Raw genomic sequence first — 22,364 nt, 5'->3', positions numbered from 1 at the left:
CTCCGCCGCTGCCTTGCCCGAACAGGACGCGATCCTGGACGCGCTGGCGACGGTGAACGACCCCGAGATCCACCGGCCGATCACCGAGCTGGGCATGGTCAAATCGGTGGAGATCGGCGACGGCGGCGAGGTCGCCGTCACCGTGTTCCTGACCGTGTCGGGCTGCCCCATGCGCGAGACCATCACCAACCTGGTCACCGAGGCCGTGCAGCGGGTCCCCGGCGTCACCTCGGTCGCCGTCACGCTGGACGTGATGAGCGACGAGCAGCGCAAGGACCTCGCGGCGACCCTGCGCGGCGGCACCGCCGAGCGCGAGGTCCCCTTCGCCCAGCCCGGCTCGCTGACCCGTGTCTACGCGGTCGCCTCCGGCAAGGGCGGCGTCGGCAAGTCCTCAGTCACCGTGAACCTGGCGGCGGCGATGGCTGCCGACGGCCTCAAGGTCGGCGTCGTCGACGCCGACATCTACGGCCACAGCGTGCCGCGCATGCTCGGCGTGGAGGGCCGCCCCACCCAGGTCGAGAACATGATCATGCCGCCGTCCTCGCACGGCGTGAAGGTCATCTCCATCGGCATGTTCACCCCGGGCAACGCGCCCGTGGTGTGGCGCGGTCCGATGCTGCACCGGGCCCTCCAGCAGTTCCTGGCCGACGTGTACTGGGGCGACCTGGACGTCCTGCTGCTGGACCTGCCGCCGGGCACGGGCGACATCGCGATCTCCGTGGCCCAGCTCGTGCCGAACGCCGAGATCCTCGTCGTGACCACCCCGCAGCAGGCGGCGGCCGAGGTCGCGGAGCGGGCCGGCTCGATCGCCGTGCAGACCCACCAGAAGATCGTCGGCGTCGTCGAGAACATGTCCGGGCTGCCCTGCCCGCACTGCGACGAGATGGTCGACGTGTTCGGCTCGGGCGGTGGCCAGAGGGTCGCCGACGGCCTGACCAAGACGGTCGGCGCGGCGGTGCCGGTGCTGGGCTCGATCCCGATCGACGTCCGCCTGCGCGAGGGCGGCGACAACGGCACCCCGGTCGTCCTGTCCGACCCCGACTCCCCCGCCGGCGCGGCCCTGCGCGCCATCGCGGGCAAGCTCGGCGGCCGCGCCCGCGGCCTGGCGGGCATGTCCCTGGGGATCACCCCGCGCAACAAGTTCTGAGACGGGATAAGGAGGGGGGCCGGCGAGGAAGATTCCTCGCCGGCCCCCCTTTTTCTGCCGCGTCTCTTTGCCGCGTCCTACTCGTACGCCGCCAGGTCCCCGATCACCGAGAAGCCGAGCCCGTACGCGCTCATCCCGCGCCCGTACGCACCCAGGTGCACCCCGCTCCCGGTCGATCCGGCGAGGACCCACCCGAATTCCGACTCGCGGTAGTGGAACGGCGTCGGCTCCCCGTCCACCGGCAGCGACAGCGTCGACCAGTCCGGCCCCGCGAGGTCGTCCGCGAGTTCCCACGCGGCCTCGGTCTGCTGGTCGAGCCAGTCGTCGCGCAGGCTGTGGTCCATCTGGCCCGGCCAGCTGTAGGCCAGCAGCCCCGAGCCGGCCAGCCAGGCCGCCGAGGAGACCGAGGTGGCCTCCAGGACTCCGGTGCCGTCGGCGGTGCGCCGCAGCGGGTTGCTGGCCACGGTGACGACCACCGCGAAGCGCTCCTTCTCCCCCGTGGCGATCTCGCCGCGGGCGGAGGGCTCGTCACCGTGACCGGTCGAGCCGTGCTCCACGCTTCCGTCGGCGCCCGCGGCGACCTGCATCAGCCAGCGGGGGCCGCTGAAGGCCCCGTCCAGCCCGTACCAGGGGAAGTCGGCCCGCAGGTACCCCTCGGCCGCCCGGCGGGCGGCAGGGACGGGCGGGGCGGCCGCGTCCGGGGACTGCGGAGGGTCCTGGGGTACGGGCGTCTGTGCCTCGGCGGGCTGCGTGCCTACCCGGCTACTGCTCGTCGTCTCCATCTGAGCGGCCTCTCGTTCCGTGGGCTCCGGAACGGCCCACCCCCCTCGGGCGTCCTGGATCCGGACTCAAAGGAGGATAGCCATCCGACCGCGGTTCGCCGGGCAAGCGGGCGCGCGCGTGGTCCCGGGTGGCGTCAGGTCGCGTCGGCGTCGAAGCGCGTGAGCTGCTCCTGCGCCGGGGTCACGGGCTTCTTGACCATGTCCGGTCCGGCGCCCGGCGCGGCGGCGGGGAGGGCGCCGGCGGCACCGGCCGCTTCGGACTCCTTGCCGTTGACCGCGTCGGTGACGTCGTTCAGTTCCTTGCGGAGATCGAAGCTGCTCCGGATCTCCTTGAGGTCATCGTTCTCGGTCAGCTGCTTGCGGATGAAGTTCTTCGGGTTCAGGTCCTCGAACTCGAAGTCCTTGAATTCCGGGCCGAGCTCGGAGCGGATGTCCTGCTTCGCGCTGTCGGAGAACGCGCGGATCTTCCGGATGACGCCCGTGACGTCCTGGATGACCTTGGGCAGCTTGTCCGGGCCGAAGATGAGAATGGCGAGCACCACGATCGTGACCAGCTCGAGTGCGCCTATGTCGTTGAACACCTTGCCCCGCTCCTCGGCTCTCTTCACGTCAGGCCTGTCACACGGTACCCGGCCGGGTCCGCAGGCCAATACACCAGGACCGGCGGATTACCGGACCGGTTCGGCTTTCACCCGCCCGTCATGATCCGTTCGCCGATCCGAGGACCACTTCCAGCGTGCGCTCCCGGCCCTCTCGCAGCACGGTGAGGGCGAGCCGGTCGCCCGGCCGGTGGGCGCGGATCTTGATGACGAGCTCGTCGCCGCCGTGCACCCGTACCCCGTCGACCTTGGTGATCACGTCGCCCGGTCTGATCCCCGCGCGGGCACCGGGCCCGCCCGCGGTGACGGCCGGCTTCCCGCCCTCGCCCTTCTCCCCCACCCGGGCCCCGTCGCCGGAGTAGTCCATGTCCAGGGTGACGCCGATGACGGGGTGGGTGGCGCGGCCGGTGCGGATCAGCTCCTCGGCCACGCGCTTGCCCTGGTTCACCGGGATGGCGAAGCCGAGGCCGATGCTGCCGCGCTGCTGTCCGGAGCTGTCCTTGCCGTCGCCTCCGCGGATGGCGCTGTTGATGCCGATGACCTGGGCCTTGGCGTCGAGGAGCGGTCCGCCGGAGTTGCCGGGGTTGATGGGGGCGTCGGTCTGGAGGGCGTCGACGTAGCTGACGTCGCTGCCGTCGCCCTTGTCGCCGCCGGCGGTGATGGGGCGGCCGGTGGCGCTGATGATGCCGGCGGTGACGGTGTTGGACAGGTCGAAGGGGGCCCCGATGGCCACGACCGGGTCGCCGACCTCGACGTTCTCGGAGTTGCCGAGTGCGAGCGGCCGCAGGCCCCGTACCCCCTCGACCTTGACCACGGCCAGGTCGTAACCGGTGTCGCCGCCGACCAGCTCGGCGGGGACGCTCTCGCCGGTGCTGAAGGTGACCGTTATGGTCCGGGCCCCGTTGACCACGTGGTGGTTGGTGAGGATGTGGCCCTGCCCGTCGAGGACGAAGCCGGTGCCGGTCGAGCTGCTCTCCGCGCCGCTGACGTGCAGGGTGACCACACCGGGCAGCGCGGTGGCGGCGATCCCGGCGACGCTGTCGGGAGCCCGGCCGCGGTCGGCGCGGGCCGCCTGCGGGAGTTCGAGGCGGGTGCCGGCCTCCCGCTCGGCGAGGACCCCGGCGTAGCCGCCGATGCCACCGGCGAGGAGGGCGATGCCGACGCCGAGGAGGATGCCCTGGCGCAGCCGGAGCCGGCGGAAGCCCATCCGGCCGTGGTCCACCGCCTGGAGCGGCCGCGCACCCCACGGGTCGTACCGCGGCTCCGCGTACGTGTCCGCCGCTGCGGCCGTGTCCGGCTGGGACCTCGGCGGCGGTACGGATCCCTCGTGCCCGGCGAGCGGCTGCGCGGGGCGGCTCCACCACTGGGGCACCGGGGCGGGGGCGGGGGCCTGCGGGGGCGCCGGATCCCCGTCCGCGGCGGACCCGGCCCGCGGGGGCGGTACGGATGCCTCGTGCGCGCCGACGGGATCCGCGGGGCGGCTCCACCACCGGGGCAGGAGGGCGGGAACCGGATCCGCCGCCGGATCGGTCTGCTGACTGTCGGACATGGGTGCTCCCCGCCTGCCTGTCGCTCTCCGCCGGCCGCCCGGGGCGGCACATCTGGCGGAGATTCAACCAGGTCGACCGCGCCGCCCGCCCCGGCGGGCAGGAAGCACGGGCACCCGAGCACGGCCGGCGCGGCCGGACGGGCCGAGCCGCGCGGAAGGGCCCGGCGCAGGCCGGAGGGGGGTACTGCCCGGGACCGGACCCGCGCCGCCGGCTACCGGTACAGGGATACCGGGCGTGCGGAGGCCGACGTGGTCGGGCGGGACTGTGACGGGGCCGCGAGGGGGCTGACCGGGCGGAAGGTCGGAAGGGTGCCCGGCTTCGGCAGCCGGTTCTCCCGGACCACCGCGTCGACCACCGGAACCACGGGTCCCGTGCGGGCGGCCGGGGCCTCGCCCCGGGCATTGGGCTCGACCGCTTCCATCGGCAGCGTGCCACCCAGCGCGATCGCGGCGAGCGACACCGCTCCGGCCGCCACGAACGCGAAGCGGCGCCGCTGGCGGCCCACCTCGTGTATCCGGAAGCCCTGCTGCTGCGGCGCGGCCGCCGCGGGCGGCGCATAGCCGAAGGACGCGAAGGGGTCGGATCCCGCCGACGGGCCGAAGGGCCCGGCAGGCCCTGACGGTCCCTCGGAGCCGCCTCCCGGCAGCCCCTGCAACCGCGCCAGCAGCCCGGCCGACAGCGCGGGCGCCGCGCTCTCCACGAACATGGTCTTCAGGCGCCGCTGCGCATCGGCCTCGGCCTTGCACTTGGGACACGTCGCCAGGTGCGCCAGTACCCGCTCGCGCGCGTCATGGCTCAACTCCCCGTCCACGAGGGCGGCGAGCCGGTCGCCCAGGTGGTGCTCGGCGGAGGCGGTCTGTTCAGCGGAGAACGCCTGCTCGGCGGGCGACGGGGACGGATTGATCCCGCTCACTCGGCTCCGCCCTCTCCCCCGGCGCCGGGGGCGCCCACGGCCACACCGGCCAGCGCGCGCTGCTCGGCACGGGCTTCGGGAGACCGGTGCTTGAGCGCCTTGCGCAGGTGCGAACGGCCCCGGTGGATACGGCTGCGCACGGTGCCGAGCTTCACGCCGAGCGTGGCGGCGATCTCCTCGTACGACAGGCCCTCGATGTCGCAGAGCACCACGGCCGCGCGGAACTCGGGCGCGAGGGTGTCCAGCGCCTGCTGCACGTCCGCGTCGAAGTGGGTGTCGTGCAGGACCTGCTGCGGGGACGGCTCACGGCTCGGCAGCCGCTCGGCGGCGTCGTCGGCGAGGGCGTCGAAGCGGATCCGCTGCTTGCGGCGGACCATGTCCAGGAAGAGGTTCGTGGTGATCCGGTGCAGCCAGCCCTCGAAGGTGCCGGGCGTGTACGTGGACAGCGAGCGGAAGACGCGGACGAAGACTTCCTGCGTCAGGTCCTCGGCGTCGTGCTGGTTGCCCGTCAGCCTGTAGGCGAGACGGTAGACCCGCGCACTGTGCGTGCTGACGATCTCCTCCCACGAGGGAGGGGTCCACGCCTGGGAGCCCGCATCGGCGGCGAACGTCGCGGTGGTTGCGGTGTCTACGGTGCGGAAACGGTCAGCAATGTTGGTCACGGATTTCGGCTCACCGGCCGACCAGAAGAGGCGTCGGAGGACACCCCCACGATCCACAGGCGCAGCCGCACCTCCCCTGTCGGCTCTGGTGGTGTCCAGCGGAATCCCTACCATAGCCACCCCTCCCGTCAGCTCTGGATAAGCTTTTTTGCAGTAACTTTGCACGGGCCCGGGGCCCCGGGGCCCTCTTGCGTCTCTACTGCTCTCAACGCCCGGTCCCATCTGCGGGTTCCCGACTCCAGCGGATACAGTCACCGTTGCGCCAACTATGGGGACAGGAGAGGGTCATTACCGGCAACCGGCAGACGAGCTGGGCGTTCGCCGACGCGTTTGTCGCCGAAGACGACGCTCTGCGATGGGCCCGCGACCGGTCCAGGGAAGCGGGACTGCGTTCCGTCTCCCCCGGCACCGGGGCCGCGCTGCGCCTGCTCGCCGCCACCGCGGACGCGAAAGCGGTCGCCGAGATCGGCACCGGCACCGGCGTGTCCGGCATCCACCTCCTGCACGGAATGCGCGCCGACGGGGTCCTGACCACGGTGGATCCCGAAGCCGACCGCCAGGCCTTCGCCCGCCAGGCCTTCCGCGCCGCCGGCTTCGCGGGCAACCGCGCCCGCTTCATCCCGGGCCGCGCCCTGGACGTACTGCCCCGGCTGGCCGACGGCGGATACGACCTCGTCTTCTGCGACGGAGACCCGTCCGAGTCCCTCGACTACCTCGCTGAATCGTTGCGCCTGCTCCGCCCCGGCGGCCTGGTCTGCTTCGAGGGAGTCTTCTCCGACGGCCGTACGGTCGACTCCGCGGCCCAGCCGGTGGAGGTGCTCCGCGTCCGCGAACTGCTGCGCAGCGTCCGCGAGAGCCCGGCCCTGGAGGCCGCCCTGCTCCCGGTGGGCGACGGCCTGCTCTGCGCGGTCCGGCGCTGATCCCGCGCGGCGGTCGCTGGTCAGCGCAGTAGCGCGAAGGTCAGCGCGGCCGTACCGCCCAGCGCGGTCCCTGCGAGGAGCTGCGCCGTGGTGTGCGCCTTCAGGACCAGCCGGGACCATCCCACGCCGGCGGCGATCAGCGCCGCGGGCAGCAGCGCCGGGCCGAACACCAGCAGCAGGATCATCACGGTGCCGGCCGCCACCGACATGTGGATGGATATCTGCCGGCCGACCGTCACCAGCAGCGAGGAGACGAGGCCGACGAGCATCGCGACGACGAGCGCGAGGACGTCGGCCGGCGCGCCGAGCAGGCGCAGGAGGCAGATCCCGGCGACGACCGAGACCAGGCTCAGCCCCATCGGGACGACCCGCTGGCGTCGCACCCGGATGTGCTGGTCGGTCAGCGCCCCGCGCCGGACCCCGAGCAGGATGATGCCGACCGGGACCACTCCGCAGAACAGGGCCCCGAGCAGACCCCAGCCGAGACCGGACCACGAGCCGGTGCTGTGCCAGCCGATCAGCAGGAGCTGGGACACCACCAGGTTCGCCGGCGCCAGGGCCTCCGTGAGGACCCGTGCCGCCTTCTGGCGGGGCGTGCAGTCGGCGAAGGCGGGTGGGGCGGGCGGCGAGAAGGTCACGGGCCTCTGTTCGCGCGTCACGGAGCACGGAGCACGGGGACACAACACTGCCCCGACCGCAGATCGCGGCCGGGGCAGTGCAGAGAATGCAGCGAAAGTACTGTCAGCGCCCCTGGGGGATCAGCCGACGACCTTCTTCAGGGCGTCACCCAGGGCGTCCGCCTCGTCCGGAGTCAGCTCGACGACGAGCCGACCGCCGCCCTCGAGCGGTACGCGCATGACGATGCCCCGCCCCTCCTTGGTGACCTCGAGCGGGCCGTCGCCCGTCCGCGGCTTCATGGCCGCCATGCTCGTTCCCCTTCCTGAAACCAGTTCATCGTCAGCCGACGGCTCCATTCAGGCGCCTAGTACCCGGCATCGAACACATTGCTTCCAGGCCATTATCCCGCATGTCAGGACCCGATGACCAACATCGGCTGGGAACGCTTGTGCAACGCGCTTGACCAAAACCACTCATTTCGGGGACACGCCTGCGATACTTCGCCGCCGCGCCACGCGAATGCCCTTCCGTTTATTTGACGCACATCACATGTCCGACCCCGGTCCGGTCCGCCATGCTGACCTTTGCACCGGCCGGTACCGGCCGGTAGCCACCCGCGACGAAGGGGGACCCCCGCCATGGCCGACAGCGTGCTCTACGAAGTGACCGACGGACTCGCGACCATCACGATCAACCGTCCCGAGGCCATGAACGCCATGAACACCGAGGCCAAGGTCGCCCTGCGCGACGCGGCCCGGGCGGCGGCCGCGGACCCGGCGGTACGGGCGGTCCTGCTCACCGCGGCCGGCAACCGGGCGTTCTGCGTGGGCCAGGACCTCAAGGAACACGTCGGGTTCCTGGCGGCCGACCGCGAACACGGCTCCTCGCTGACCATGAACACCGTCGCGGAGCACTACAACCCGATCGTCCGCGCCCTGACGGAGATGCCGAAGCCGGTGGTCGCGGGCGTGAACGGCGTCGCGGCGGGCGCGGGCTTCGGTTTCGCCCTGGCGGCGGACTTCCGCGTGGTCGCGGACACCGCCTCCTTCAACACCTCCTTCGCGGGGGTCGCCCTGACGGCCGACTCGGGCGTCTCGTGGACGCTGCCCCGCCTGATCGGCGGCTCGCGCGCCTCCGACCTGCTGCTCTTCCCGCGGTCCGTGAAGGCCCAGGAGGCACTGGAACTGGGCATCGCGAACCGCGTCGTCCCCTCGGAGGAGCTGGCCGCCGAAGCACTGGCCGTGGCCCGGCGCCTCGCGCAGGGCCCGACGGTCGCCTACGCGGCCCTGAAGGAGTCCCTGGCGTACGGGGCCTCCCGGTCGCTCGAAGACGCGCTGGACCACGAGGACGTCCTCCAGGCCCGTGCGGGGGCCTCCGAGGACCACGGGATCGCCGTCGCGGCCTTCCTCGCGAAGGAGGCTCCGCGGTACCTGGGCCGCTAGGGGCTCCGCCGGGCGTCACGCGCCCGCCCCGCCGGTCCGGGTACCGCTACGCGGGTGCGGGTACCGCTGCGCCGGTGCGGGTACCGCTACGCGGGGCGAAGTCCCCTACCCGCCCTTCGCCCGTTCCCCGGGCTGCGCCCGGACCCCTCCTGGGGCTCCGCCCCAGACCCCGCTCCTCAAACGCCGGAGGGGCTGGAATTGCCCTGCGGGCAAACCAGCCCCGCCGAGCGGAAATCCAGCCCCTCCGGCGTTTGAGGAGCGGGGGTCCGGGGCAAAGCCCCGGGGAACGGGCGAAGGGCGGGTAGGGGACTTCGCCCCGCGGGGTCAGCTCAGGTCGCGGGCCACGCAGCGGGCCAGGTGGTCGTTGACCAGGCCGCAGGCCTGCATCAGGGCGTAGGCCGTCGTGGGACCCACGAAGCGGATGCCCGCCTTCTTCAGGGCCTTGGCCAGGGCCGTGGACTCCGGTGTCACCGCCGGGATCTCGGTGGTGCTCTTCGGGGCCCGCCCCGGCTCCGGGACGTGGGACCAGATCAGGGTGTCGAGTTCGCCCGTACCCCACCCGGCTAGGGTCTTGGCGTTGGCGAGCGTCGCCTCGATCTTGGCCCGGTTGCGGATGATCCCCTCGTCGGCGAGGAGCCGTTCCACGTCAGGCGCCCCGAACTCCGCCACCTTGGCGATCTCGAAGCCCGCGAAGGCCGCCCGGAACCCCTCCCGCCGGCGCAGGATCGTCAGCCAGGACAGCCCCGACTGGAAGGCCTCCAGGCACAGCCGCTCGTACAGCGCGTCGTCCCCGTGGACCGGACGGCCCCACTCCGAGTCGTGGTACGCGACGTAGTCCTCGGTGGCCAGCCCCCAGGGGCACCGCAGACCCCCGTCGGGCCCGGCGAGCACTCCGCTCACTGCTCGGCGGCCTTCGTCAGGTCCACGGAGCCGTCGGCGGAAGCGGACATGGGCACGGACACCGGCGCGGCCGCGGCGGTGAGCTCGGCGATCCGCGCGTCACGCTCCGCCAGCTCCGCCGCCAGCCGCTCCAGTACGTCGTCCACCTCGGCCATCCGGTAGCCGCGCGGGGCCACGGGCAGACGCAGCTCGTCGATGTCCGCCCGTACGACGGGACGGTTCTCCGGCAGGACGTCGGACAGCCGGTCGGGCTCGGCCTCCGGCAGCACGGCCTCGGACCCTCCGCCGGCCACCGCAAGGGTGACCCCGGCGACGACCACGACCAGCGCGATGAGCAAGAACGCGAACACGATCAACTCCCCTGAGAGACTCCGGCCACCAGGTTAAGGTCGCTGGCGAGGCGCAAGGGTCGCCGAAGGAGGAAAGAGCAGGATGCTGCGACTGGGCAGGCGCGAGTTCGACGACCACGAGCCGGTGATCATGGCCATCGTGAACCGGACCCCTGACTCCTTCTACGACCAGGGAGCGACCTTCCGCGACGAGCCGGCCCTGGACCGGGTCGAGCAGGCGGTGGCCGAGGGCGCCGCGATCATCGACATCGGCGGGGTGAAGGCCGGTCCCGGCGAGCACGTGGACGCGGCGGAGGAAGCCCGGCGCACGGTGGGCTTCGTCGCCGAGGTCCGCCGCCGCCACCCCGACGTGGTGATCAGCGTCGACACCTGGCGGCACGAGGTCGGCGAGGCCGTCTGCGAGGCCGGGGCGGACCTCCTCAACGACGCGTGGGGCGGGGTGGACCCGAAGCTCGCGGAGGTCGCCGCGCGCCACGGCGCGGGCATCGTCTGCACCCACGCGGGCGGGGCCGAGCCGCGGACCCGGCCGCACCGGACCGAGTACGAGGACGTGATGGCCGACATCCTGCGGGTCACGGTCGGCCTGGCGGAGCGTGCGGCGGCCCTGGGCGTCCCCCGCGAGTCGATCATGATCGACCCCGGCCACGACTTCGGGAAGAACACCCGCCACTCCCTGGAGGCCACCCGGCGCCTCTCCGAGATGACGGAGACGGGCTGGCCGGTCCTGGTCTCCCTGTCCAACAAGGACTTCGTCGGCGAGACCCTCGACAAGCCGGTCAAGGAACGCCTCCTGGGCACCCTGGCCACAACGGCCGTCTCGGCCTGGCTGGGCGCCCAGGTCTACCGCGTCCACGAGGTCGCGGAAACCAAGCAGATCCTGGACATGGTCCGCTCGATCCAGGGCCACCGACCCCCGGAAGTCGCCCGCCGCGGACTCGCCTGAACCCCCACCCCGACGGCCGGAGGCCGGCGCAGCCGCTCGAAGCCGGTAAGGCGCCCCAGCGCCGAACCGCGCGCGAGAGCGGCGTGAAGAAGGAGCTCCTCGACATGGCCCGCTCGATCCAGGGCCACCGACCCCCGGAAGTCGCCCGCCGCGGACTCGCCTGAACCCCCACCCCGACGGCCGGAGGCCGGCGCAGCCGCTCGAAGCCGGTAAGGCGCCCCAGCGCCGAACCGCGCGCGAGAGCGGCGTGAAGAAGGAGCTCCTCGACATGGCCCGCTCGATCCAGGGCCACCGACCCCCGGCGGTCGCCCGCCGGGGGCTGGCGTAGCGGTCGGCGGGTCCTACCTGCCGACTTCCTTCGTCACGAGCGCGATCGCCTCGTCCACGTCATCGGTGACGTGGAAGAGGTAGAGGTCCTTCTCCGAGGCCTTGCCCTGCGCGATGACCGTGTTCTTCAGCCAGTCGATGAGCCCGCTCCAGTACGCCGTGCCGAACAGCACGATCGGGAAGCGGGTGATCTTCTGCGTCTGGACCAGGGTCAGGGCCTCGAACATCTCGTCGAGGGTGCCGAGCCCGCCCGGCAGGACCACGAAGCCCTGGCTGTACTTCACGAACATCGTCTTGCGGACGAAGAAGTAGCGGAAGTTCAGCCCGAGGTCGACGTGCTCGTTGAGCCCCTGCTCGAAGGGGAGCTCGATGCCCAGGCCGACCGAGAGGCCGTTCGCCTCCCGCGCGCCCTTGTTGGCCGCCTCCATCGCGCCCGGGCCACCGCCCGTGATCACCGCGAACCCGGCCTCCACGAGCGCGCCGCCGATCCGCACGCCCGCCTCGTACTCCGGCGAACCCGCCGGCGTCCGGGCGGAGCCGAACACGCTGATCGCCGGCGGCAGTTCCGCCAGGGTGCCGAAGCCCTCGATGAACTCCGACTGGATGCGCAGGACCCGCCACGGATCGGTGTGCACCCACTCGGAGGGCCCGGCCGAATCCAGCAGCCGCTGGTCCGTCGTACTGCCGGCCTGCACCTGGCCCCGCCTCCTCAGCACCGGCCCGAGCTGCTGCTCCTCGGGCCGACGACGAGCGGACCCTTCAGGGTTGCCCATGATGTGCTCCCTCCTGCTGATCGTTGGATCAGGTTAGGCGCACAAAGGTGACGAGAAGCGGAATTCAGGAGGTCAGCCAGGCGCGGAGTCGTTCCTCGCAGTGGAGGATCGCCTTCGTCTCCACCCGCTCGTCGGCCTTGTGGGCCAGCAGGGCGTCGCCCGGGCCATAGTTGACCGCCGGGACGCCCAGCGCGCTGAAGCGGGAGACGTCCGTCCAGCCGAACTTCGGCATGGCGTGTCCTCCGACGGCCTCCATGAAGGCCGCGGCGGCCGGGTGGGAGAGGCCGGGGAGGGCGCCGGGCGAGAGGTCGTCGATGACGAACTCGTCGATGTCGCAGTCCGCGAAGACCTCGCGGACGTGGGCGATCGCCTCGTCCGTGGTCCGGTCGGGGGCGAAGCGGAAGTTGACCGTGACCGTGCACGCGTGCGGGATGACGTTGTTGGCGACGCCGCCCTCGATGCGGACCGCGTTGAGGCCCTCGTGGTACTCCAGGCCGTCGATCACGGGCTTGCGGGGCTCGTACGCCGCCAGCTTGGCCAGGATCGGGCTCGCCGCGTGGATGGCGTTGGAGCCCATCCAGCTGCGCGCGGAGTGGGCGCGCTCGCCGGCCGTGCGGAGCAGGACGCGCAGGGTGCCCTGGCAGCCGCCCTCGACCTCGGCGTTGGAGGGTTCGAGGAGGACGGCGAAGTCGCCGGTCAGCCAGTCGGGGTGGGCTTCGGCGACCTTGCCGAGGCCGTTGAGGTCGGCGGCGACCTCTTCCTGGTCGTAGAAGACGAAGGTGAGGTCCCGGTTGGGTTCGGGGACCGTCGCCGCGATGCGCAGCTGTACGGCGACGCCCGACTTCATGTCGGTGGTGCCGCATCCCCACAGGACGTCGTTCTCGTCGAGGCGGGAGGGCACGTTGTCGGCGATCGGCACGGTGTCGAGGTGCCCGGCGAGTACGACGCGTTCGGCGCGGCCCAGGTCCGTGCGCGCCACCACGTTGTTTCCGAAGCGGTCCACGGTCAGGTGCGGCAGGCCGCGCAGGGCGTGTTCCACGAGGTCGGCGAGTACCTTCTCGTCGCCGCTCACGGACGGAATGTCGACGAGCCGGGCGGTCAGCTCGGCGGCGTCCAGGGTGAGGTCCAGCTCGGATTCGGACATGGAGCTGACCCTAACCCCCCGGGCTGCGGCGAAGCCTTGTCCGTCCGGCCGATGGACGCGTCATATGGCTCAAGTACGGTGGGCGGCGTGCCGCAGACCGATCACTCCCGCCCTCGCCGCCGACGACGCCCGCTCCGATGGGCCGCGGGCTTCCTGGTGCTGGTCGCGGTCGCCGGGTACTTCGTCGTGCAGCGCGAGTCGAACGACAACGCCGGTGTGCCCTACTGCACGGCCTCGGCCGACGGGAAGAGCGGCCCGACGGGATCCGGCCAGTTCGACGAGATGTCCCCCGACCAGGCGGCGAACGCGGCGGCGATAGCCGCGGTCGGGGTCTCCAAGGGGATGCCCGACCGGGCCGTGACCATCGCGCTGGCGACCGCCATGCAGGAGTCGGCCCTGCGCAACCTCGACCACGGCGACCGCGATTCGCTGGGCCTGTTCCAGCAGCGGCCCTCGCAGGGCTGGGGCACGCCGGACCAGATCATGGACCCCGTGTACTCGGCCGGGATCTTCTACGACCGGCTGGCCGAGATCAAGGGGTACTCGCGGCTCCCGCTGACGGTGGCGGCGCAGAAGGTGCAGCTGAGCGGTTTCCCGCAGGCCTACGCGAAGCACGAGCCGGACGCCACCGTGCTGACCGCGGCCTTCACGGGCGGCGGTCACCTGATCTGTACCGGGCCCGCGCCCGCCCGGTCGGGCGATCCGGCGAAGGTCCGGGCGGAGCTGACCCGGCTGCTCGGCAAGAACCCCCTCTACACGGTGCCCGCGGCTGCGGGCGATCCCGCGTCCGGGGCGAGCGCCGGGGCGGCCGCCGAGACCGAGGTGACCCTGGTGGCGAAGCCCGGCGGTGGCGATCGGGCGGCGCGGACCGGCCAGGTGCTCGCGCAGTGGGCGGTGGCCGGCTCCCGCGAGCTGGGGATCACCCGGGTCTCCTACGGCGGCAAGTCCTGGGTCGCGGGCAAGGACGGCGACCGGTGGCGGGAGCGGGGCGCGGCGGGCGCCGGGAACGGTGCCGGGGACGCCGGCGCCGCGGCTCCGGGCCAGGTACGGATCTTCCTGCACGGCTGAGTTCCCGCTGGACGGGCGTACGACCCGTCCCTCGTACGGGGGTGACCCGTACGGCGGACACGGGGCTCCCGGCGGGCGTACAACCGCAGGTCGGCGCACGTTCCGGGCGGTCGGCCAGGAAGCCGATTAAACGATCCGTTACTGATCCTTTACCCACCGGCTCCGCAACTCGCGCCCCCCTCCGAGCGGTTGTCACGGCGTACTCAGCCGCTACCGCTTAGGAGCAACATGTCCCTCCCCCTGACCCGTCGGATCGCCCGTGCCGCGCTGCTCCTGGCAGCCGGGGCAGCGCCCGTGGTCGGTGCGGCCGGCGCGGCCAGCGCCGCGGGCCTGGAGTCCGTGCCGCAGCTGGGCGCGCTCACCGCGCCGGACGCGACGGTCTCCGCCGCGGGCGACACCGCCACCGACGTCGCGGACGCCTCCACCCTGCCGGCGCCCGCGCCCGCCGACGAGGTGACCGGCGCCGCGGGCAGCCTGCTGGCCGGGCTGCCGCTCGCCGGCGGCGGGCTTCCGGGCGGCGGCCTGCCGGGCGGACTGCCCGGCGGTCTCCCGGGCGGGCTGCCCGGCCTCGGCTAGCAGCCACCGCCATGAACGCCGAGGGGCCCGGGAGCACGAACTCCCGGGCCCCTCGGGCTGTCCCCGCGTCCATCGGCGCGGGCGGAGCCGCAGACGGCTCCAGCTACGGCTCCGGCTACGGCGCCAGCCGCTTGGCCGCCGCCCCGACACGCTCGTCCGTGGCCGTGAAGGCCACGCGGACGAAGTGCGCGCCCGCCTCGCCGTAGAAGTCGCCGGGCGCGACCAGGATGCCGAGCTCGGCCAGGTGGGCCACCGTGTCCCAGCAGGGCTCGTCCCGGGTCACCCACAGGTACAGGCTGGCCTCGCTGTGCTCCACGCGGAAGCCGTGCGCCTCCAGGGCCGTGCGCAGCGTCTCGCGACGGGCCGCGTAGCGCACCCGCTGCTCCTCGACGTGTGCGTCGTCGCCCAGGGCCGCGACCGTGGCCGCCTGCACGGGGGCCGGGGTCATCATGCCGCCGTGCTTGCGGATCTGGAGCAGCTCGCCGAGGACTTCGGCGTCACCGGCGATGAAGGCCGCCCGGTAGCCGGCCAGGTTGGACCGCTTGGACAGCGAGTGGACGGCGACGATGCCCTCGTACGAGCCCCCGCAGACCTCGTCGTGCAGGACGGAGACGGGCTCGGCCTCCCAGCCCAGTTCGAGGTAGCACTCGTCGCTGAAGATCAGGATCCCGTGTTCGCGCGCCCAGGCCACGATCCGTGCGAGCTCCTCCCCGGGGAGGACCTTGCCGGTGGGGTTGGACGGGGAGTTGAGCCACAGCAGCTTCACGCGGGCCGGGTCGAGGTCCGTGGTGGGGTCGTCGTAGACCACCGGCTCGGCGCCGCACAGCCGCGCGCCGACCTCGTACGTCGGGTAGGCGAGGCGGGGGTAGGCCACCTGGTCCCCGGCGCCGAGGCCCAGCTGGGTCGGCAGCCAGGCCACCAGTTCCTTGGAGCCGACGACCGGCAGGACGTTGCGGTGTCCGGCGGCGCTCGCGCCGAGGCGGCCGCGCACCCAGCCGGTGATCGCGTCGCGCAGGGCGGGGGTGCCCCACACCGTGGGGTAGCCCGGGGAGTCCGCGGCCTCGATCAGGGCGCGCTGGATCAGCTCGGGCACCGGGTCGACGGGGGTGCCGACGGAGAGGTCGACGATGCCGTCCGGGTGGGCCGCCGCCGTGGCCTTGTACGGCTCCAGCTTGTCCCAGGGGAAGGCGGGAAGACGGTCGGATACTGCGGCCACGGTGGTCTCTGCTCTCTCTGAGTGCTGGTGTGCGCGGGTCGGAAAACACGTCGGTCCCGTGCGGCGGGAAGGCCGTACGGGACCGAGGGGCGCGTCTGCCTGAAAGGTCAGTGCTCGCCGTTGATGCCGGCGGGCAGCGCTGCGACGAAGGGGTGGTCGCGCTCGATCAGACCGAGCTTGGAAGCACCACCGGGCGAACCGAGCTCGTCGAAGAACTCGACGTTCGCCTTGTAGTAGTCCTTCCACTCCTCCGGAGTGTCGTCCTCGTAGAAGATGGCCTCGACCGGGCAGACCGGCTCACACGCACCACAGTCGACGCACTCGTCCGGGTGGATGTACAAGGACCGCTGGCCCTCGTAGATGCAGTCGACGGGGCACTCTTCGATGCATGCCTTGTCCTTGACGTCGACACAAGGCTCCGCGATGACGTAGGTCACGCTCTCGTTCCTCCTCATAAGGGCTTTCCATATCGCGCGGGAGCGCGGCGTCGTCGATGCCCACCTCTAGTATCTCCGTTCCCGGGCACGATCCGAACAGGAGGGGCGGACAGAGCTGTGGAAATCACTGCCGGTGGACGGCTGGAGATCCGGATTACACCCGCTGACGTGGGTAAACGTGTCTCTGTGCGACGGGTGGAGCACGGCTCGACCGGAGCCCCCTGTCTCACGGACACCGTAGGGGTTCTCACATCCTGGGATTCGGGTGTGGTGACGATCACACGAAAGACCGGCGAGTCCGTCCGCATCGCGGAATCCTCGCTGGTGGCGGGCAAGGTCGTACCGGCCGCGCCGGCCCGGCGCAGGGGGCCCGCGGCCTCCTTCGAGGAGCTCGCGGGGGTCTGCGCACGGGCCTGGGTGCCGCTGGAGAACGAGCCGCTGGGCGGGTGGACGCTGCGCGCGGCCGGCGGATTCACCCGCCGCGCCAACTCCGTGCTGCCGCTCGGCGATCCCGGGACGCCGCTGGACGATGCACTCGCGCGAGTGACCTCCTGGTACGCGCGGCGGGACCTTCCGGCCTACGTCCAGACCGCCACGGGGGCCGCGGGCACGCAGGAGCTGCTCTGCGCGGAGCTGGAGGACCGGGGCTGGGTCCGCGAGGTGTCGGCGGAGGTCCGGGTCGGCGCTCTGGCTGCGGTCGGGGACCTGGACCTGGACGAGTCCGTGGTCGCGGGCGTACGGCTGACCCGTGCTCCGGACGAGGAGTGGCTCTCCCGCTACGGGCGGGTGAAGGACCCCGAAACGGCCCGCCGGGTGCTGACGGCAGGACCCTCGGTGTGGTTCGCGGCGCTGCCCGGCCGGGCCATCGGGCGGCTCGTGGTGGACGGCCGGTGGGCCGGGTTCGCGGCCGTCGAGGTCGACCCGGAGCACCGGCGCCGCGGCCTCGCCTCGGCCGTGATGGCGGCGCTGGCGCGGCGGGCGCTGGAGGAGGGCGCCTCGGCGGCCTGGCTCCAGGTGGAGGCCGACAACACCGGGGCGCGGGCGCTGTACGAGGGAATGGGCTTCGGGACGCACCACTCCTACCACCACTACCGCCGGGCGGCGGCGTGACCTCGCTCTGGCGGGAGCGGTTCGCCGCCGAGGCGCGGGCGGAGCGGCCCGACCTGGCCGTACTGTGCCTGCTGCTGGCCGCGGAGGGGGACCCGGAGCTCGACGAACGGGCCATGGACTGGGCGCAGATCGAGCTGGACCGGCTGGCGGGGATGCTGCCGTACGGGCTGCGGGGCGCTCGCGCGTGGGCGTCCGCGGTGTCCGAACTGCTGGGCGGCCGGATGGGCTTCCACGGCACCCCGGCCGACTACGACCGGCTCTCGTCCTCGCTCCTGCACGAGGTGCTGCGGCGGCGCCGGGGGCTGCCGATCCTGCTGTCCGTGGTCTGGCTGGAGGTGGCCCGGCGGGCCGGGGCCCCGGTGTACGGACTGGCCCTGCCGGGGCACTTCGTCGTGGGCTTCGGGGATCCGGAGGAGGGTGTGGTCGTCGACCCCTTCGCGGGGGGCGCCTCGCTCGGCGCGGGTCCGGCGGAGCTGGCGGCGGGGCCGCGGACCGCGGCGCGGACCATGGACATCGTGCTGCGGATCCTGAACAACATCCGGGCGTGGGCCTCGTCGCGGCCCGAGCACTCGGGGGTGGCGCTGTGGGCGCTGGATCTGGCGCTGCTGCTGCCCTCGCATCCTGCGGCGTTGCGGTACGAGCGGGCGAAGCTGCTGGTGGAGCGGGGGGAGTTCGTGGTGGGGGCGGCGGAGATGGAGGCCTACGCGGTGGTTGTGGACGTGATCGATCCGCCGTCGGCGGTGCGGATTCGTGCCGAGGCGATGGCGGCTCGGGCCCTGCTGAATTAGCCCGTGGCCCGTCTGACGGCTTGCCGCTGCGCGGGGCGGAGTCCGCGTGGGCCCTTGCCGCTGCGCGGGGCAATGTCCCCTACCCGCCCTTCCACCGTTCCCCGGGCGCTGCCCGGACCCGTCCTGGGGCTCCGCCCCAGACCCCGGTCCTCAAACGCCGGACGGCTGAATACACCCGGAGCCCCTCCCCGTGTTCGGGGAGGGGCTCCGGTGTGTGTGGTCAGCTCGGGTTGGTGGCGATGACTGCGGTGCGCTCGGCGGTGGTCTTGCCGCGCAGGGCCTTGCCGAGGACTCCGGCGACGTCCTGCGGGGTGACGGCGGTCTTCTCGCCGGTGCCGCGCATGATGAGGACTCCGTCGAAGGTGTTCCCGTAGGCCGTCTTGAGGGCTTCCAGGTCGTACTTCTCGACGAGGTGGCCGTCCACGGCCTGCATGCTCAGGATCTTCGGCAGGGACTTGGCGCCGAGGGGGATGGACTTGCCGCCCGCCTTGACGAGGACCGGCGCCGACATCGCGGGCTGGGCGAACTCCTTCATCGCCCGGTCCAGTTCGGCCTGGTCGACGACCGGGTCCTTGGTGGCGACCGGGAGGTCGACCGGGGTGGCCTTGCCGGTGTCGACCATGTCGTGGAAGGCCTTGGTGACCATGCCGACGGCGGCGTCCACATCGAGCGTGGAACCGGGCTTGCCGGGGACGGCGACGGCCTTGCCGGTGTCGAAGGTGATGGTGCCCTCGGTGACGGAGCCGGCGGTGCCGGCGAGCTCCTGGAGGGCGACCCGCAGCTTCTCCTCGTCGGTGGGCAGGACGGCCTCGGCCTTGCGCTCGCTGCCGAACAGGGAGCCGATGACCGTGACGGGGTTGTAGTCGCTGCCCGCCGCGTTGCGGACGGTGGTCTGGCTGTCCAGGCTCAGGCCGGCCTTCTCCGGCTTCAGCTCGGCCGGCTTGCCGCCGATGGTGAACCTGAGCGGGGTGGTGGCGCGGTTGCCGAAGGACCTCTGGAGCTTGGCGACGGCCTCGTCGCGGCTGCCGCTGATGTCGGTGCCCATGACCGTGGTGCCCTTGGGCACGTCGGAGTGGTTGAGGAGCAGACCGGCTCCGTAGGCCACGCCGAACAGCGCGAAGAGGGCCCCGCCGAGCAGGACCAGCTTGTTGCGGCCCTTCTTGGCGGGCCTCGCCGGTGCCGGGGCCGGCGCGGGGGCCTTGGCCTTGTTCGCGGGCGCCGGGGCGGGCACGGGCTGCGGGTGCCGGGCCGGGTCCAGCTCGGGTCCGGGCCAGCTCGGCTCCGGTACGGAGCCCAGCGCGGGCCCGCCGGTCGGCCCGTCCGGGCCGCGGCCGGCGCCGGGTCCGGGGCCGGGCCAGGCCGGGGCGGCCGGGGCGGGGGCTCCCATGGCCTGGGTGACGGGGCCGGAGCCGGGGCCGTAGGCGGCTCCGGGGCCGGGCTGCGGCATGGGGCGCCCGGCGGGACCGGGGCCCTGCGCGGGGCCCGTGGGGGCGCCCGGACGGGGACCGCCGGGTCCGGCGGGGGGCGCGGGGTAGCCGGCGCCCTGCCCGGAGCCGACGCCGGGGCCGCCGGGGCCGGGGCCCATCGGCGCACCGGGGTGCGGCCCGGCCGGGCCCGGGGCGAAGCCCTGCTGCGCGGGCCCGTCGAAGCGCGGGCCGCCGCCCTGAGCCGGGGCGGGGCCCGGACCGCCGGGGCGGGAGCCCATCGGCGCACCGGGGCCGGGGCCCATCGGTGCGCCGGGGCGCGGCCCGGCCGGGCCCGGGGCGAAGCCCTGCTGCGCGGGCCCGTCGAAGCGCGGGCCGCCGCCCTGGGCGGGGCCCGGAGCCGGAGCGGGAGCAGGCGCCGGGGCGGGAGCGGGCGTCGGGGCAGGTGCGCTGCCCGTCTTGCGCGGTGCGAACCAGTTGCTGCCGGTCTCCTCGCCGGGACCCGGCTCGGGCGCGGCCTGCGGGGCCGCGGCGGGCTCGGGCTCGGGCTCGGTTTCGGGCATGGTCTGGCGTACGACCACGGGCGGAATCGGCCGCGAACCCGGGATGTTGATCCGGATCCGGGTCGTCAGCTGGGTCTCCGTCTTCGGCCCGTCGGAATCGGGTGTGGACGGCTTCGCGGGCGGTGCGGTCACTGAACTCTCCTCCGGGGTGGTCGCCGCGCCCGGACCGGGGGGCACTGTCGTGGACGGATACTGGCCTGATCCATACGGCGGCGTACCCGAGGGGTAGGCGGCTCCGCCGCGCCCGTTGGGCCCGGAGGACGGACTGTCAGTTTCACGGCTCAAGGCAGGTTCTCCCGATCGGCTCCGCCGCCCGTCATAGCGTGCGCGGGCAGCTCGGCGGCCGGTCCACCATACTGGCCGCCGCCCGCGCGCACCCGACCGCCGGGAACGAAGGGTTCCCCTTGATCTTCCGCGCGCCCCTGGCGCACACCCCCTGAGCAGCTGTCGCCCCGCTGCCGGGGGCTGGGGGAAGCACCGCCCGAGCCGCTCGTCAAGGCGTCGCGCGCGGCCGACGCCGCGTCACTTCGCCTTCCCGGCGGCCGAAACCGGCCGGTTCTCCGGGAAGCTCATCGTGGCGCACATCACAGCGAGTACGACTCCGCCCAAAAGGTAGGCGTACATGCTGATTCCGGACGAACCGAGCAGGAAGTCCCCCTCCGGCCGCGGCACACCGAGGATCACGTAGGCGAGGAACCAGCCCGCGGTGGCCGCCCCGACTCCGATGCCGGTGCCCAGCGCGATGCGGGCGCCGAGGAACAGGCCGAAGAGCGCGAGGAGCGCGAGGAGCAGTCCGCCCGGGAACCACAGGTCGACGACGAGCCAGCCGGCCACGCCGGTCAGCACCCCCGCCGCCAACAGGCCCAGCAGGGCTGCGATCCGCCCGCCGTTCCCCATGGTCCACGGCGGCCCGGTCATGCCCGCACCCCCGCGAAGAGGTCGCGCTCGCGCTCGCCCGCGGGGACGCCGGGGCGGCCGGCGACCAATTCGTAGTACTCGTGGGTGAACAGCGGCTGCGCCAGGTCGTTGGAGAGCGCGAAGAAGGGCCCGTCCACCGCGATCTGGGTGGCGTGGGCGCGCATCGCGGCGGTCTTGGCGGCCACGAACGCCTGCTCCGCGGCCTCGTCCCCGCCGATCTCGGCGGTGATCCGCTCGTCGGCCACCACGCCCGGCACGTCGTCCGGTGCGGCGGGCGCCGGGAAGGGCACCTCGCTCCCGGCCTCGCGCAGCCGGGCGAAGCCCTCCTCGACGACCGTGCGCGGGACGCGGTTCCAGTAGAACTTCTCGATGGTGTGCGGTGCGCCGAGGTCACGGCGGTACGTGGGCTCCGCGGCCAGTTCGGCGGCGCGGGTGGCGACGCGGTGGGCCTGGATGTGGTCGGGGTGGCCGTAGCCGCCGTTGGGGTCGTAGGTGACGAGGACCTGGGGGCGCAGTTCGCGGATCACCTCTACGAGGTACCCCGCGGCCTCGTCCACGTCGGCGGACCAGAAGGCGCCGGGCCGGTGGTTCTGTTCGGCGCCCATCATTCCGGAGTCGCGGAAGCGGCCGGGGCCGCCGAGGAAGCGGTGGTCGGACACGCCCAGTTCGCGCATGGCCTCGGCGAGCTCGCCGACGCGGTGGGCGCCGAGGGTGTCGTCGCGGTCGGCCGTCAGGTGGGCGAGCCCGGGCGGGATGACCTCACCCTCCTCGCCGAGCGTGCAGGTCACCAATGCGACATGGACGCCCTCGGCCGCGTACTTGGCCATGGTGACGCCGTTGTTGATCGACTCGTCGTCCGGGTGCGCGTGCACGAGCAGGAGCCGACGGGCGGGAAGACCGTTCATGGGGGTCACCCTACGAGAAACGGCGGCCCCGCCCCCGGAACCGGAACTCCGCTAGAACTTGAGGCCGCTGATCATGCTCGCCACGTTGGAGGTCAGCTGGGAGAGCGTCGGAGCCACGGTCGAGCTCGCCAGATAGAAGCCGAGCAGTACACAGACCACTGCGTGACCCGCCTTCAGGCCCGAACGGCGGACCAGCAGGAAGACGACGACTGCCAGCAGCACCACGGCCGAGATCGATAGTGCCACGGCTGTTTCACCTCCACGTCGAGCGGACATCGGGTTCGCGTAC

The 22,364-nt window shown here is 73.0% G+C and carries 25 protein-coding genes; 8 read left to right on the top strand and 17 right to left on the bottom strand.

The genetic code is table 11. The annotated features are described in order from the left end of the window. The first annotated feature begins 31 nt into the window (after window positions 1-31). Window positions 32-1,147 (top strand): Mrp/NBP35 family ATP-binding protein, encoded by a 1,116-nt coding sequence (locus ACODT5_RS44340; protein ID WP_422525234.1) that lies wholly within the window; start codon window positions 32-34, stop codon window positions 1,145-1,147. 77 nt (window positions 1,148-1,224) lie between these two features. Here the strand turns inward: ACODT5_RS44340 and ACODT5_RS44335 are convergent, their stop codons facing one another. From ACODT5_RS44335 to sigE, 5 genes are all read right to left on the bottom strand, one after another. Beyond that, the gene (locus tag ACODT5_RS44335; protein ID WP_422524561.1) at window positions 1,225-1,929 is read right to left on the bottom strand and encodes a hypothetical protein; all 705 of its coding nucleotides are present in this window, start codon (window positions 1,927-1,929) and stop codon (window positions 1,225-1,227) included. Window positions 1,930-2,063: 134 nt separating this feature from the next. After that, window positions 2,064-2,510 carry a sec-independent translocase gene (locus ACODT5_RS44330; protein WP_422525233.1) on the bottom strand — a complete coding sequence of 149 codons (447 nt, stop codon included), beginning with the start codon at window positions 2,508-2,510 and terminating at the stop codon, window positions 2,064-2,066. Between the two features lie 118 nt (window positions 2,511-2,628). Next, window positions 2,629-4,077 carry a S1C family serine protease gene (locus ACODT5_RS44325; RefSeq protein ID WP_422524560.1) on the bottom strand — a complete coding sequence of 483 codons (1,449 nt, stop codon included), beginning with the start codon at window positions 4,075-4,077 and terminating at the stop codon, window positions 2,629-2,631. Between the two features lie 212 nt (window positions 4,078-4,289). Beyond that, window positions 4,290-4,991, bottom strand: a complete 702-nt coding sequence (locus tag ACODT5_RS44320; protein WP_422524559.1) for an anti-sigma factor family protein — start codon at window positions 4,989-4,991, stop codon at window positions 4,290-4,292. After that, the gene (gene sigE, locus ACODT5_RS44315) at window positions 4,988-5,767 is read right to left on the bottom strand and encodes an RNA polymerase sigma factor SigE (protein WP_243335949.1); all 780 of its coding nucleotides are present in this window, start codon (window positions 5,765-5,767) and stop codon (window positions 4,988-4,990) included. Before sigE ends, ACODT5_RS44320 begins: the two co-directional genes overlap by 4 nt. A 143-nt stretch (window positions 5,768-5,910) precedes the next feature. Between sigE and ACODT5_RS44310 the strand changes: the two genes are divergently transcribed. Then, window positions 5,911-6,573, top strand: coding sequence for an O-methyltransferase (locus ACODT5_RS44310; RefSeq protein WP_243335946.1), 663 nt, complete (start codon window positions 5,911-5,913; stop codon window positions 6,571-6,573). A 20-nt stretch (window positions 6,574-6,593) separates the two neighbouring features. Here ACODT5_RS44310 and ACODT5_RS44305 read toward each other — a convergent pair whose 3' ends face one another. Beyond that, window positions 6,594-7,211: a hypothetical protein gene (locus ACODT5_RS44305; protein ID WP_422524558.1), complete on the bottom strand. Its 618-nt coding sequence runs from the start codon at window positions 7,209-7,211 to the stop codon at window positions 6,594-6,596. A gap of 120 nt (window positions 7,212-7,331) precedes the next feature. Then, complete coding sequence (locus ACODT5_RS44300) at window positions 7,332-7,499, bottom strand: DUF3117 domain-containing protein (RefSeq protein WP_003966491.1); 168 nt, start codon at window positions 7,497-7,499, stop codon at window positions 7,332-7,334. 330 nt (window positions 7,500-7,829) lie between these two features. Between ACODT5_RS44300 and chcB the strand changes: the two genes are divergently transcribed. Beyond that, window positions 7,830-8,633 (top strand): 2-cyclohexenylcarbonyl CoA isomerase, encoded by an 804-nt coding sequence (chcB, locus tag ACODT5_RS44295; protein ID WP_422524557.1) that lies wholly within the window; start codon window positions 7,830-7,832, stop codon window positions 8,631-8,633. Between the two features lie 324 nt (window positions 8,634-8,957). Here the strand turns inward: chcB and ACODT5_RS44290 are convergent, their stop codons facing one another. Beyond that, the gene (locus ACODT5_RS44290; RefSeq protein ID WP_422524556.1) at window positions 8,958-9,533 is read right to left on the bottom strand and encodes a DNA-3-methyladenine glycosylase I; all 576 of its coding nucleotides are present in this window, start codon (window positions 9,531-9,533) and stop codon (window positions 8,958-8,960) included. Beyond that, window positions 9,530-9,889 carry a DivIVA domain-containing protein gene (locus ACODT5_RS44285; protein WP_422524555.1) on the bottom strand — a complete coding sequence of 120 codons (360 nt, stop codon included), beginning with the start codon at window positions 9,887-9,889 and terminating at the stop codon, window positions 9,530-9,532. The genes ACODT5_RS44290 and ACODT5_RS44285 overlap by 4 nt, the downstream gene beginning before the upstream one ends. Window positions 9,890-9,965: 76 nt before the next feature. Between ACODT5_RS44285 and folP the strand changes: the two genes are divergently transcribed. Further along, on the top strand, window positions 9,966-10,826 hold the full coding sequence (gene folP / locus ACODT5_RS44280) for a dihydropteroate synthase (protein WP_422524554.1): 861 nt from the start codon (window positions 9,966-9,968) through the stop codon (window positions 10,824-10,826). A gap of 341 nt (window positions 10,827-11,167) precedes the next feature. On the opposite strand, the gene ACODT5_RS44275 is transcribed toward folP, so the two are convergent. Together ACODT5_RS44275 and dapE are read right to left on the bottom strand one after the other, a co-directional pair. Then, window positions 11,168-11,926 carry an LOG family protein gene (locus ACODT5_RS44275; protein ID WP_388502754.1) on the bottom strand — a complete coding sequence of 253 codons (759 nt, stop codon included), beginning with the start codon at window positions 11,924-11,926 and terminating at the stop codon, window positions 11,168-11,170. 64 nt (window positions 11,927-11,990) lie between these two features. Then, on the bottom strand, window positions 11,991-13,070 hold the full coding sequence (gene dapE, locus ACODT5_RS44270; RefSeq protein ID WP_422524553.1) for a succinyl-diaminopimelate desuccinylase: 1,080 nt from the start codon (window positions 13,068-13,070) through the stop codon (window positions 11,991-11,993). Between the two features lie 87 nt (window positions 13,071-13,157). On the opposite strand from dapE, the gene ACODT5_RS44265 reads away from it, so the two are divergent. Then, a complete protein-coding gene (locus ACODT5_RS44265; RefSeq protein WP_422524552.1) occupies window positions 13,158-14,138 on the top strand; it encodes a hypothetical protein in 981 nt (326 codons plus the stop codon). 228 nt (window positions 14,139-14,366) lie between these two features. Next, entirely contained in the window at window positions 14,367-14,714 is a 348-nt protein-coding gene (locus ACODT5_RS44260) for an ATP-binding protein (RefSeq protein ID WP_422524551.1), read from the top strand. Window positions 14,715-14,829: 115 nt separating this feature from the next. Here the strand turns inward: ACODT5_RS44260 and dapC are convergent, their stop codons facing one another. Next, entirely contained in the window at window positions 14,830-15,930 is a 1,101-nt protein-coding gene (gene dapC / locus ACODT5_RS44255; protein ID WP_422524550.1) for a succinyldiaminopimelate transaminase, read from the bottom strand. 107 nt (window positions 15,931-16,037) lie between these two features. Beyond that, window positions 16,038-16,367 carry a ferredoxin gene (fdxA, locus tag ACODT5_RS44250; protein ID WP_030011906.1) on the bottom strand — a complete coding sequence of 110 codons (330 nt, stop codon included), beginning with the start codon at window positions 16,365-16,367 and terminating at the stop codon, window positions 16,038-16,040. A 117-nt stretch (window positions 16,368-16,484) separates the two neighbouring features. Between fdxA and ACODT5_RS44245 the strand changes: the two genes are divergently transcribed. After that, window positions 16,485-17,477 (top strand): GNAT family N-acetyltransferase, encoded by a 993-nt coding sequence (locus tag ACODT5_RS44245; RefSeq protein WP_422524549.1) that lies wholly within the window; start codon window positions 16,485-16,487, stop codon window positions 17,475-17,477. Then, complete coding sequence (locus ACODT5_RS44240) at window positions 17,474-18,265, top strand: transglutaminase family protein (protein ID WP_422524548.1); 792 nt, start codon at window positions 17,474-17,476, stop codon at window positions 18,263-18,265. Before ACODT5_RS44245 ends, ACODT5_RS44240 begins: the two co-directional genes overlap by 4 nt. A 220-nt stretch (window positions 18,266-18,485) precedes the next feature. Here the strand turns inward: ACODT5_RS44240 and ACODT5_RS44235 are convergent, their stop codons facing one another. From ACODT5_RS44235 to ACODT5_RS44220, 4 genes are all read right to left on the bottom strand, one after another. Further along, the gene (locus tag ACODT5_RS44235) at window positions 18,486-20,537 is read right to left on the bottom strand and encodes a peptidoglycan binding domain-containing protein (protein WP_422524547.1); all 2,052 of its coding nucleotides are present in this window, start codon (window positions 20,535-20,537) and stop codon (window positions 18,486-18,488) included. Between the two features lie 237 nt (window positions 20,538-20,774). Next, complete coding sequence (locus ACODT5_RS44230) at window positions 20,775-21,170, bottom strand: DUF6113 family protein (RefSeq protein ID WP_422524546.1); 396 nt, start codon at window positions 21,168-21,170, stop codon at window positions 20,775-20,777. After that, on the bottom strand, window positions 21,167-22,075 hold the full coding sequence (gene mshB, locus ACODT5_RS44225) for an N-acetyl-1-D-myo-inositol-2-amino-2-deoxy-alpha-D-glucopyranoside deacetylase (protein WP_422524545.1): 909 nt from the start codon (window positions 22,073-22,075) through the stop codon (window positions 21,167-21,169). Before mshB ends, ACODT5_RS44230 begins: the two co-directional genes overlap by 4 nt. Before the next feature lie 51 nt (window positions 22,076-22,126). Continuing rightward, window positions 22,127-22,321, bottom strand: coding sequence for a hypothetical protein (locus ACODT5_RS44220; RefSeq protein ID WP_266904827.1), 195 nt, complete (start codon window positions 22,319-22,321; stop codon window positions 22,127-22,129). Between the last annotated feature and the right edge of the window lie 43 nt (window positions 22,322-22,364).

The sequence above is a fragment of the Streptomyces tatrensis genome (assembly GCF_049310065.1).
In the GTDB taxonomy this organism is placed as follows: domain Bacteria; phylum Actinomycetota; class Actinomycetes; order Streptomycetales; family Streptomycetaceae; genus Streptomyces.
This window is presented reverse-complemented; position numbering and strand designations above follow the sequence as displayed.